Annotated in this window: 12 protein-coding genes and 1 pseudogene; 10 read left to right on the top strand and 3 right to left on the bottom strand. The window is 56.5% G+C overall.

All coding sequences use genetic code 11. The features are described 5' to 3' along the window. Positions 1-201: pseudogene (locus RTK01_RS13250) on the top strand (CoA-transferase subunit beta); the annotation flags it as partial. Between the two features lie 243 nt (positions 202-444). After that, entirely contained in the window at positions 445-1,320 is an 876-nt protein-coding gene (locus tag RTK01_RS13255) for a radical SAM protein (protein WP_312281434.1), read from the top strand. A 135-nt stretch (positions 1,321-1,455) separates the two neighbouring features. Here RTK01_RS13255 and RTK01_RS13260 read toward each other — a convergent pair whose 3' ends face one another. Beyond that, complete coding sequence (locus RTK01_RS13260) at positions 1,456-2,283, bottom strand: polysaccharide deacetylase family protein (protein ID WP_312281435.1); 828 nt, start codon at positions 2,281-2,283, stop codon at positions 1,456-1,458. Between the two features lie 238 nt (positions 2,284-2,521). Here RTK01_RS13260 and RTK01_RS13265 point away from each other — a divergent pair, with 238 nt between their 5' ends. From RTK01_RS13265 to RTK01_RS13290, 6 genes are all read left to right on the top strand, one after another. Next, a complete protein-coding gene (locus RTK01_RS13265) occupies positions 2,522-3,361 on the top strand; it encodes a NifB/NifX family molybdenum-iron cluster-binding protein (RefSeq protein WP_312281436.1) in 840 nt (279 codons plus the stop codon). 439 nt (positions 3,362-3,800) lie between these two features. Continuing rightward, complete coding sequence (locus tag RTK01_RS13270) at positions 3,801-4,112, top strand: hypothetical protein (RefSeq protein WP_312281437.1); 312 nt, start codon at positions 3,801-3,803, stop codon at positions 4,110-4,112. A gap of 117 nt (positions 4,113-4,229) precedes the next feature. Further along, the gene (locus RTK01_RS13275) at positions 4,230-5,873 is read left to right on the top strand and encodes a permease (RefSeq protein ID WP_312281438.1); all 1,644 of its coding nucleotides are present in this window, start codon (positions 4,230-4,232) and stop codon (positions 5,871-5,873) included. Beyond that, on the top strand, positions 5,870-6,703 hold the full coding sequence (locus RTK01_RS13280) for a TIGR03943 family putative permease subunit (protein ID WP_312281439.1): 834 nt from the start codon (positions 5,870-5,872) through the stop codon (positions 6,701-6,703). Before RTK01_RS13275 ends, RTK01_RS13280 begins: the two co-directional genes overlap by 4 nt. A gap of 173 nt (positions 6,704-6,876) precedes the next feature. After that, entirely contained in the window at positions 6,877-7,659 is a 783-nt protein-coding gene (locus RTK01_RS13285; protein WP_312281440.1) for a ZIP family metal transporter, read from the top strand. 128 nt (positions 7,660-7,787) lie between these two features. Then, entirely contained in the window at positions 7,788-8,162 is a 375-nt protein-coding gene (locus RTK01_RS13290) for a hypothetical protein (RefSeq protein ID WP_312281441.1), read from the top strand. 121 nt (positions 8,163-8,283) lie between these two features. Here the strand turns inward: RTK01_RS13290 and RTK01_RS13295 are convergent, their stop codons facing one another. Continuing rightward, positions 8,284-8,943: a Crp/Fnr family transcriptional regulator gene (locus RTK01_RS13295; RefSeq protein ID WP_312281442.1), complete on the bottom strand. Its 660-nt coding sequence runs from the start codon at positions 8,941-8,943 to the stop codon at positions 8,284-8,286. A 292-nt stretch (positions 8,944-9,235) separates the two neighbouring features. On the opposite strand from RTK01_RS13295, the gene hcp reads away from it, so the two are divergent. Both hcp and RTK01_RS13305 read left to right on the top strand, forming a co-directional pair. Beyond that, the gene (gene hcp, locus RTK01_RS13300; protein WP_312281443.1) at positions 9,236-10,861 is read left to right on the top strand and encodes a hydroxylamine reductase; all 1,626 of its coding nucleotides are present in this window, start codon (positions 9,236-9,238) and stop codon (positions 10,859-10,861) included. A 49-nt stretch (positions 10,862-10,910) separates the two neighbouring features. Then, a complete protein-coding gene (locus RTK01_RS13305; protein WP_312281444.1) occupies positions 10,911-11,099 on the top strand; it encodes a ferredoxin in 189 nt (62 codons plus the stop codon). 214 nt (positions 11,100-11,313) lie between these two features. On the opposite strand, the gene RTK01_RS13310 is transcribed toward RTK01_RS13305, so the two are convergent. Beyond that, positions 11,314-11,525 (bottom strand): hypothetical protein (locus RTK01_RS13310; RefSeq protein WP_312281445.1); only part of this gene is annotated, 212 nt, incomplete at its 5' end.

Consider the following 11,525-nt stretch of genomic DNA (forward strand, 5'->3'; position numbering starts at 1 on the left):
AAGTTTGACGAGGAAACCAAGCGGATGTACCTCGCTTACTACTACCCCTTCTCCACGCCCGAGATGGTGCAGGAAAACACGGGATTTGAAATCGACGTGAGCCGCGCCCAGTTGATGGAGGGTCCCGATCCTGAAATCATCCGCATTATCCGGGAGGAGATTGACCCGGGTCAAGCGTTCATCAAGGTTCCCAAGGCGTGATTTGTCCCTTCTGCCGTACAGACACTGCTTAACAAGCCTCGCAGAGTTTTGCCGACGGAGCGGAAAAATAAATTGGAATCCGTTCTCTCCGACGGCATGTACGTCGGGGAAAACTCCACTCGGTCTGCAAGTGTACGGAGGAGCCGCCTTTGGCGGTTCCTCCGTGCGCGCAGTCAGACCGCAATCCCTTTCAAAAAATTCGATCACGGGAATTTTTTAAGCAACGCTAAAAAGGAGGGTCCTATGCTGCACTATTCCGGAACCGTCTACCGTCCCCCCAGTGAGGCACACAGCCTGATCATTCAGGTAACTGTGGGTTGCAGCCACAACAAATGCGCCTTTTGCAACATGTACAAGGACAAGAAATTCTCCGTTACTCCAAGAGAGCAGGTGCTGGAAGACCTGCGCTGGGCCCGGGCTCAATATCCTCGGGTGGAGCGCTTTTTCTTAGCCGACGGAGACGCGCTGATTCTCCCGACAGACCGTCTGCTGGAGATTCTGAGGGATATCCGGACGCTGTTTCCCGAGTGCACCCGCATTTCCACCTACGCAAGCCCCAAGAGCATTCTGGGGAAAACTCCCGAGGATTTGTCCGCTCTTCGCGATGGGGGACTGGACTTTGCTTACCTTGGCCTTGAGACGGGGAACGAGGCGCTGCTTCAAAAAATCAACAAGGGCGTGACGGTTGCCCAGCAGGTGGAGGCGGGGCGGAAACTGAAGGCCGCCGGGCTGACCCTCTCCGTCACCGCCATCAGCGGCCTTGCCGGCTCCAACGGGGACTGGCAGGCCCATGCCATCGACACCGCTAAGGCCCTGAACGCCATCGGGCCAGACTTTATTGCCCTGCTGACCCTGCGCATCTATACCGGCACGCCTATGGCCGATTGGGTAGCAAGCGGTGAATTGGTAACCCCCACGCCCACGGAGCTGATCCGGGAGACAAAGCTTCTTCTGGAGCATATCGACTGCCCCGGCGCGGTGTTTCGCTCCAACCACGCCAGCAACTATCTGGTGCTGGCAGGAAACCTGAATCAGGACCGGGACCGGCTCATCGCCGAGTGCGAGGAAGCCCTGCGGGGCGAAGCGCCGCTGCGCAAATTTGTGGAGCTGGGGCGATGACGCTCCGTCCCGGAGTAAATTTTTCCAATGGCTGCACTTTCCGCACAGGCGGCGGCCCACTCTGAAGATACGAAAAACACCCCTCCGACGCAAAAACGCCGGAGGGGTGTTGTCTATGGGAGGTGGAGCCCCATACTATTTTAAAACTCCGGACAGTTCCCGGTTCATGGTCACGGTGATACGGGGCAGATCGTGAAGCCCGGATTTCAAATCGGCAATTTTGGGCCTTGTCACCGCCGTGACGGGGAACAACCGGTTTACAAGCTCCTCCGCATCCGGCTCTTTCACGCCGAAGGGGTACGCAAAAAAGACGGGAGCCTGCCCCACCTTCTGCTCAATCAGATCATAACTTTTTTGGATATCATCCAGTACGCGGGTTTGAAACCCTTCGTCACTCTCACCGTGCCTGCGCTGGATGCCGTTGACGCTGCCGGGATCAAAGCTTCCTCCCAAGTCCCCCAGATTGTGAAGTTCATAGCTGTGGGAGCCGATCTCTACCAGCCCCGACCCGACCATCTCCCTGCACATGTCCCATGTGACGAAGTTATCGGTCGGAAGCTCCGGCATCTCTACAATGATGGAGATAGCCGCCTTCATCTGATACTTCTGCAAAAGAGGGTACAAAAGATCATAGTTGCTGCGGTATCCGTCGTCAAAGGTGATCATCACGGGCTTTTCCGGCAGAGGGTCTCCTTCCGCCAGCTCCCGGGGCAAAACCGTTTGATATCCACGGTCTCGCAGCCAGCACAAATCCTTTTCCAAACGGCTCTCGGTGACGGTCATGTCGTTGCACTCCGTCCCGTCCGCCACCACATGGTGATACATCAAAACCGGAAGAGGCGTTCTCCCGTGGGCAGATACCCTCCACACACCCAGTGCGCAGACCAAAACTGCCGCCACAAGGACGGAAATTCCCCACTTACCCCAAGCATGATTTTTTGCCGGACGCGTATGCCGCTTCACACCTGTCAACTCCTTTTCATATCACAGCGGTATGCTGATTGTTATTCTCACGTTAATAAGACGGTGGCGGCACCCAAAAAGTAACGCCGTTTGTGTCCTGATATTATATTTTTTGTAAAGAAACAGATCAATTAAAAGCAATTAATGGCATATGCCAAATAAAGCTTGACATTTTTAAAGAGCGCAGTATAATGCAGTTAATTGGTATATACCAAAAACATACTTGGAGGAACTTACTTTGCCACGACCCAAAAAATGCAGAAGAGTCTGCTCCCTTCCGCCCAGCTCCGCCTTCCTTCCGGTGGACGGCGGGGCACAAAAGCAGCCTGTCATCCTGACGGTGGACGAATACGAAACCATCCGTCTCATTGACAGAGAGGGGCTTTCTCAGGAAGAGTGCGGCGCATACATGGAGATTGCCCGCGCTTCGGCCCAGCTTATTTACGCGTCTGCCCGAAAAAAAATTGCGTCCGCGCTGGTGGACGGCCTTCCCCTGAAAATTGAGGGAGGCGACTATCGCCTGTGCAATGGCACGGAAGATTTCTGCGGCTTTGGCGGCTGTGGCTGGCATCGCCGCTGCTGCGGGCAGCGCGACAAACAGGAAACAGGAGGAGTTATGATGAAAAAAATTGCAATCGCCTATGAAAATGGCAGTGTCTTTCAGCACTTCGGCCACACGGAGCAATTCAAAGTCTACGACGTGGAGGACGGGAAAATTACCGGCTCCTCCGTGGCGGATACCAACGGCAGCGGACACGGGGCGCTGGCGGCCTTTCTGGGTAGACTGGGCGTGGACGCCCTGATCTGCGGCGGCATCGGCGGCGGTGCGCGAGCGGCCCTGTCCGAGGCGGGCATTCAGATTTACGGCGGCGTATCGGGCAGCGCGGACGAAGCCGCAGCGGCTCTGCTTGCGGGAAGCCTCACCTATAATCCCAACGCGTCGTGCAGCCATCACCGCGACGAAGAACACGCCCACACCTGCGGTGAGCACGGCTGCGGAGAGCAACATCACGGAGAACACCGCCAAGGCGGTGAGCATTCCCACGGAGAACATCATCGCAACAAAGAGCAGCACTGAGGCGAACACATTCGGGGACGGCCTGTAAAACAGGCCGTCCCCGGTCTTTTGAACCGTGTCTGGTCCGAAACCTTTGACGGACTTAAAACGTCTTTGTTATAAAGCCGCCGGATCAAGCTTCGTCACGCATACGCGCCACGCAATTGCCGTAAAATCGGTAAACGCAGCCATACCCGGTTCTCTCGAAACACAGGCCGACGACGGCGGCTTCCTCCGTTTAGTATGACCGGAAAACGCGCTTTTACAACGAAAGCCACAAACCATCCGAGACAGCGCTCAGCGCATATTTTACCGGAAATCTCCCGCATCTGCGCATCTTTAAAGGCAGATGGGTCCGCCTGGCTTCGCTTGACAAGGCCGACCGTCTCCTTTAAAATGAGGGAAATCCATTGGGAGAGCCGTCCCAGCAAGGGAGGACGGTTTTGGAAAGGAGGCCGCCATGCGCCGCGAAGCAGTCCGAATCAGAATACTGGCAATCGCACTGCTGACCACGCTTTTGGCGACAGCGTGGTTTGCGGAGTGGTACTCGGCGACTCATCTTCGCCACCCCTGCACGGGGGAAGACTGCACCGTCTGCGCGCGGATTACGGTCTGCCTGCAAGCGGTGGAAAAAACGGGAGACGCGGCCATCGGCTCCGGCACTTTTTTCGGGAATGTGCTTTTTTATCCGGCGGCGGCGCTTCTTTTGTGCTGCGCCGCCCTTCTGTGTCCTTTGTCGCTGCTAAGGCTTAAAATCCGGATGAACAATTGATTGCCCCACAGGAGAAGAATTCGCCCCGGCTTTGGGAGATATACATGTCTTCGCAGCCAAGGGTGCTCTTTTCCTGCCTTTTTGTATCTGAAACAAAAAACAGGAGGCAATTTTACTGTGAAACAGCCATTTTCTCCGCCGTTTATACGACGGCGGGAGGCGGTCTCCCCGCAAGGGGACTATATCCCTGTTTTCGCCATCACCGGCTTTCTGGACGCCGGAAAGACGACGCTTTTAAACAGCCTGATCCAATCCCGCCTGCGGGAGGGAATCAACCCGCGCTGCATCCTTTTTGAGGAGGGTGAGGAGGACCCCGCCCCTTATGTGGAGGAGTTGAAGCCCCTCCGCCTTTCCATCCGTGAGGTGCAGCGAAACCCGGAGGCGGTATCCAAAAAAATCTATCAATACCTGCTGGAGCAGGACCCGGAGCAAATCGACGAAATCTGGGTCGAGTGGAACGGGATGCTGCCCATCCGGGATTTGCAGGCGTTGTTTCCCGCCCCCACCCGTCAGGTCACCATGACGACGGGAGACTTCTGCCGTCTTCAGAAAATTCTGCATGTGGGGGACGGAGAATCGCTGGAGCGTCTGCTGGGCGGCGCAGGGGCCGCCTTGACCGATCAAATTTCGGGCTGCGACTTCATCGTGCTGCGAAACGCCCGGGACAAGGAGTTTTGCCGTCTGCGCCAGCTTTTGCGGGGACTGAATCCCGGCGTTCCCGTGTTGAGGTCTGATTGGCTAAAGGACATTGAAAAGGCCCTGCAAAAGCCCCGGCCTGCACCCAACACCTTTTTCCTTCTGAGCCTTGTTTACTTCTGCGTCGCCTACCTCCTTCTACGGCTGGTATTGGGCGGAACCCGTGTGGACGGCGTGGTGAACGTATTTCTGGGCATTCTCTTGCAGGCGGTGCCCTTTTTGCTGATCGGCGTGCTGCTCTCCTCCGCAATTCAGGTGTTTATTTCCGATAAGCTGATCGCAGAAAAATTCCCGAAGCACCCGGCGGGCGGCTTTTTGTTTGCCTTACTGGCGGGCTTTTGCCTGCCGGTATGCGACTGCACCTCTATTCCGGTGTTTCGCAGCATTGTGCGCAAGGGGGTTCCCCTGTCCGCGGCGGTCACGTTTCTCTCCGCCGCGCCGGTCATCAATCCGGTGGTAATGCTCAGCACCTGGTACGCCTTCGGCGGAAACTGGAAAATTGTGGCCTGCCGCGTGGGTCTGGGGCTTTTTTGCGCGGTGCTGATCGGGCTGACCTTCTCAAGAGCCAAGTTTAAATCCGACGTTCTCACCGGCGGCGGGCTTGGCGCGCTGTGCGGCTGCGGCTGCGCGGCGGACCCGGGAGCTGGAAAGCCGGAAAGCTTTATGCTTCACGCTCAGTCTGAATTTTTCAGCGTTGGAAAGTACCTGCTGCTGGGTGCGTTTGTCTCGGCCCTGTTTCAGACCATGGGCGCGGGCCTGTCCCGGACCGGCGCGGGAGAGGGCCTGTTGCTTCCTCTTCTGCTGATGATGGCGATGGCATTTTTGTTTTCCCTGTGTTCCTCGTCCGACGCGGTGGTGGCCAGAAGCTTTGCGGCCCAGTTTTCCATGGGGGCTTTGATGGGTTTTCTGGTGTTCGGCCCTATGATGGACGTGAAAAATGTGCTGATGCTCTCGGGGAGCTTTTCTAAAAAGTTTGTGCTTCGTCTGGCTTTCACGATGTTTGCCGTATGCGGCGCGGTCGTTTTTGCCGCCTTTTCTCTGGGACTTGGGGAGGTGTTGGTATGAAGCGCGGTGCTTTAAACCCTCAGGCCGCTTTGGAGCTGATTTGCCTGCTGGCCTTTTCCGGGGTCCTTATCTATCTGGCGCTCTCGGGCGCGTACCTCTCTTATGTTGCTCCGCGGGTAAAGCCGTATCTTTTCTTTTCCGCCGGGGCGCTTCTGGTCTGCGCCGTGTTTTCCGCCACGCGCCTGTTCCGCCCACAGTACCGCAGGCGGTCCGCCCACTGCTTTTTGCTGGCCATTCCCGTGCTGCTGGTGCTGCTGCCCCATGAGCAGATCAGCACCGTCAGCTCCGGTGGCCTGCTGACGGGCGGCAGCGCCTTTGGCGGGGCGGACAGTCAGCCGCCTGCCATTTCGTCCACCGCGCCCTCTTCCTCTTCGGAAAGCCCGGAGCCATCGGCGGAGGACGGCGTATATACCATGGAGGGAGCCAGCGGGCAGGTGATCGGCTATCTCCACGGGTACAATGCAGAGGCCAAGACCGTCACGATTCCGGACAGCGAGTTCTACAACTGGTGCAGTGAGCTTTTCGTGTATCCCGACCGCTTTGAAGGCTTTGAAATTACCATGACGGGCTTTGTCCTAAAGGACATTCCGTCTTTGAACGCGGACGAGTTTGTTCCTGCCCGGCTGATGATGTCCTGCTGCGCGGCGGATTTGTCCCCCTGCGGTATCGTATGCAAATACGACGACGTGGCAGGGCTGGCGGCGGATTCCTGGGTCACCGTCACCGGCACTTTGGAGGTGGGCTCTTTTGAGGGCGCACCCGAACCACAGCTTCACGTCTCCTCCATCGAACCGGCGGAGGAAATCACGGACTACGTCTATCCGTATTAAACCGTCCCGACGGGGGAGAACACAGCAGGGGGCAGAAATCGGCCCCCTGCTGTGCCGTTTCACGGGCCGGAACAAACGAAATCCGCCTGTCCGTGTTGACAAGGCCAAACGGATACAGTATGCTGTTTTAAAAAATAATATCATTCGGCACTTAGAAAGAAGAGATGCGTTTTATGAACATGGATGTATTGCAGGGCATTCTAATCCCGTTTATCGGCACGACGGCAGGCTCGGCCTGTGTCTTTTTTATGAAGGATTCTCTGGGCGACCGGGTACAGCGCGCCCTTACCGGTTTTGCCGCCGGCGTGATGGTGGCGGCCTCCGTCTGGAGTCTTCTGATTCCTGCCATCGATCAGTCGGCGCACATGGGAAAATGGTCCTTTATCCCGGCGGTTGTGGGCTTTTGGATCGGCGTGCTGTTCCTCCTTCTGCTGGATCACATCATTCCTCACCTTCACCGTGGCAGCGAGCAGGCCGAGGGCCCCCAGAGCCATCTTGAAAAAACCACCATGCTGGTGCTGGCGGTGGCGCTGCACAACATCCCGGAGGGGATGGCCGTGGGCGTGGTATACGCGGGCTTTCTCTCTGGCGAAACCTCCATCACCGCCGCCGCAGCCCTGTCTTTGTCCATCGGAATCGCCATTCAGAATTTTCCCGAGGGGGCCATTATTTCCATGCCTCTGCGCTCTGAGGGAATGGGCAAAGGGAAAGCCTTTGCGGGCGGCGTGCTTTCCGGCCTTGTGGAGCCGCTGGGCGCGGTGGCGACCATTCTGGCCGCCACACTGGTGGTTCCCGCTCTGCCCTATCTTCTGAGCTTCGCCGCCGGAGCCATGCTCTACGTGGTGGTGGAGGAGCTAATCCCCGAAATGTCGGAGGGCGGCCATTCCAACATCGGCACCGTGTTTTTTGCGGTGGGCTTCAGCGTGATGATGATGCTGGACGTGGCTCTTGGATAACGATTCGGCAAACAGAAAATGACTTTTTTCGGCGGGGGCTTCTCCGCCGAATTTTTCCTTTTTACTGATAAAACGCAGTCTTTCGCACAAACTAAATTCGAGTCCTCGACTCAGAAAGGGGTATTTATATGGATAAACACACGGATCAGTATAAAGACGATTTGGAATTCCCCGACGAGAAAAACCGCCAAAAAAAGCAGCGAGAGCCCGGAATCCCCTACGCCGATGACGCAACTCAGACCAATCCCACCTCTCAGCAGGACTGGCAGCACGGCACAAATTCTTCCGGAAGCGGCTATGGGCAGGATGAAAACGTGTCCCGCCAGCTTCGCCGGGAGAGTAGAAATTTCATGGGCTCCGTCGGCTCCATCGGGGCCTACGGTTCTCTTGGTGCCACGGGTTCCTCCCGCTTTACGGGCGCCATCAATCCCGCATCCGATTCGTCCTCTCCGGACGAGATGAAGCACACCGACCAAAGCTCTGGAGAGCATAAGGAGTACTAATCTCCCGCCTCCGCCGCAACCGACGGCAACTCGCGCAAAGGAGACGCCAAACCTCGTTTGGCGTCTCCTTTTATCAAAAAAGTTTTCCCCATGGACACAGGACCAAAAAAGCAGCCTTATATTATAGCAGTTCGAATTCATTTTTATGGAAGTTCAAAACGCCGCTGTCCCGCAGCCTTCCGAGCTCCGCCGACATGGCGCTGCGCTCTACACATAGATAATCCGCCAGCTCCTGACGGTTGAAGGGAATCGCAAACCGGCTCCCCCCCGCCCGCCGGGCCTCTGCCGAGAGATAGGCCAGCAGCTTTTCCCGCGTGGTCCGTCGGGAGGTAAACTCAATTTTCTGAGTCAGCGCAATGTTCTTCATGGAGACGATACGCAGCATGTTTTGAATCAGCCGGTTGTGAAAATCGCAGGCCCGGGTGCAGGGCGCGGTCAGCCTGCCGCAGTCGATAAACAGCAGCTCGCACGCGTCCAGCGCCATCACGCCCACGGGCAGCGCCTTCGCCCCCGCACAGGCAAAAGACTCACCAAACAGATTGCCCGGCCCGATATTTGCGAGGATGCTGCGGTTTCCGTAATAGTCGTCCTGAATCACCTGCACCTGCCCCGTCAGCACCACGCCAAATTCCCGAATTTGCTCTCCACCAGAAAAAACAGCCTGCCCTTTTTCATAGCGAACCATTCTGACTTGCAGGCAGCGCAACAGCGGCTCAAAATCCGCCTCCTCAATTCCCCGAAACAGCTCCGTCGCCTTTAACACATTAAAATATTTTTTCATAAAATCCTCTTTTGTTGGAATTCCAACCGACTTGCTGTCTGAATCATAGTACACTCAAAGCATAAAGTCAATTCAAACGTCTCACACTCTCATGAAGAAGTGTCCCCCACTCCAAATCAGCGGCCCATTCCGGGCAGACTGCTGAAATTCAGGATAAGCGGGTTTGGATTGACAAACGACCTTTGGGATGATAGATGTTAGGTATCAGCCGACGGAAATAAAAGCGCATCATCCCATTCCCCGATTATCCCCATCAACAGGTTCCATAAATACTAAAGGAGGAAAAAAGGAAATGAGTATGTTCTGCTATCAGTGTCAGGAAACCGCCGGAGGAAAGGGCTGCACCATGCGCGGCGTATGCGGCAAAACCGAGGAGGTGGCCAAGCTTCAGGATTTGCTGATTTACACCCTCAAGGGCGTATCGGAACGCGTCATTTTGGGAAAGCTGGATGTCGGTGCCATGCCCGGGACGAACCGCGAAGTGATCAACAGCCTGTTCATGACCATCACCAACGCCAACTTTGACGACGGCTCTATCGAGACGCAGATCAAGCGGATGCTGTCCATCCGGGATAGCCTGAAGCCCTCTGTGGCAAGCCTGCACGACGCGGCCACCTTTACGGTGGGCGACCGGGCCTCCATGCTGGAAAAGGCGGCAGACGTTGGCGTGCTGTCCACGGAGAACGAGGACGTGCGCTCCTTGCGGGAAATGATTATCTACGGCCTGAAGGGCATGGCCGCCTATGCCGAGCACGCGGCAAACCTTGGAAAAAAAGACGACAGCATCAGCGCGTTTATCTATGAAGCTCTGGCGGCAACGCTGGATGATTCCCTCACCGCAGACGACCTGGTGGCTCTGACCCTGAAAACCGGCGAGTATGGCGTGAAGACCATGGCGCTGCTGGACGAGGCCAACACCTCCAAATACGGCAGCCCCGAAATCACCGAGGTGAATATCGGCGTTCGGCAAAACCCCTCCATTCTAATCTCCGGTCACGATCTGGCCGATCTGGAGCAGCTTATGGAGCAGACAAAGGGCACCGGCGTGGACGTTTACACCCACGGCGAGATGCTGCCCGCCCACTACTATCCCTTCTTCAAGAAGTATGATAACTTCGTGGGCAACTACGGCGGCTCTTGGTGGCGGCAGGTGGATGAGTTCGGTCCGTTCCACGGCCCCATTCTCTTCACCACCAACTGCATTGTGCCCCCCAGAAGCGAGGAAATTCGCGCCAGAATTTTCACCACCGGCTCCTCCGGCTATCCCGGTTGCCGGCACATTGACCCCGACGAAAACGGCAAAAAGGACTTCTCCGAAGTCATTGCTCTGGCAAAAGCCCTGCCCGCTCCCGAGGAGATCGAGTCCGGCAGCATCGTGGGCGGCTTTGCCCACAATCAGGTATTAGCCCTTGCGGACAAGGTGGTGGAGGCCGTGAAATCCGGCGCGATCCGGAAATTCTTCGTCATGGCCGGGTGCGACGGGCGCATGAAATCCCGGGAGTATTACACCGAGTTCGCCAAAAAGCTCCCGGCGGACACCGTGATTCTCACGGCAGGCTGCGCCAAATACCGCTACAACAAGCTGGGCCTTGGCGATATCGACGGCATCCCCAGAGTGCTGGACGCAGGCCAGTGCAACGACTCCTACTCTCTGGCGGTCATCGCCATGAAGCTTCAGGAGGTCTTTGGGCTGGACGACATCAACAAGCTGCCCATCGCGTTCAATATCGCCTGGTATGAGCAAAAGGCCGTGATTGTGCTGCTGGCACTTTTGTATCTGGGCGTGAAGAATATCCATCTGGGGCCCACCCTGCCAGGCTTTTTGTCTCCCAACGTGGCAAAGGTACTGGTGGAAAAATTCGGCATTGCAGGCATCGGAACGGTTGAGGACGACATTGATCTGTTTTTGAACGCCTGATTGCAAACGTATCTGATTGAGGGAACTGAAAGGAAGGAGATTTGGCATTATGAACGCACAAATTGACAGAAACGGCTGCATTTCCTGTGGACTGTGCGAGTCCACCTGTCCCGAGGTCTTCCGTATGGGCGACGATGGCCCGGCGGAGGTCTACGCTGACCCCGTGCCCACCGATGCGGAGAGCGCGGCCGAGGAGGCCCGGGACGGCTGTCCCGTCTCCGTCATCTCTTTGGAGTGACACAGGCTTTCGCACCGCAGATCCGGCGCAATTGAACTCCCCCCATGATTGAAATTTCCCCTATCTTTGAAATCGAAAAAGCGCCCGCCCGAACGGCAAAACCGTTCGGGCGGGCGCTCGGCTATTTAAATATGGAAAAATAGGCGCACTTGCCAAATAAAGAGACAACGCGAATTATTTCTTGCGTGTAGATACACTTCGCTTTTTCTGTGCGTCAGGCCTCCTTTTGCGCATCGGCCGTTCGGATACCCCGAAGCGCCAGCTTCACCAACTCCTTTATCGGCGCCTCCTTGCCCAACTGCCGCAGGCGAAGAACCAGATGCGGGTTGGGAAGCCCCAGCAAAATTGTCGCGGCAATGCTCACGTCCATATCCTCCACCAGCTCTCCCGTCGCCTGCCCACGGAGAATCGCCTGTTCCAAGATGG

The sequence above is a fragment of the Oscillibacter sp. genome, assembly GCF_031978065.1.
Taxonomy (GTDB): domain Bacteria; phylum Bacillota; class Clostridia; order Oscillospirales; family Oscillospiraceae; genus Oscillibacter.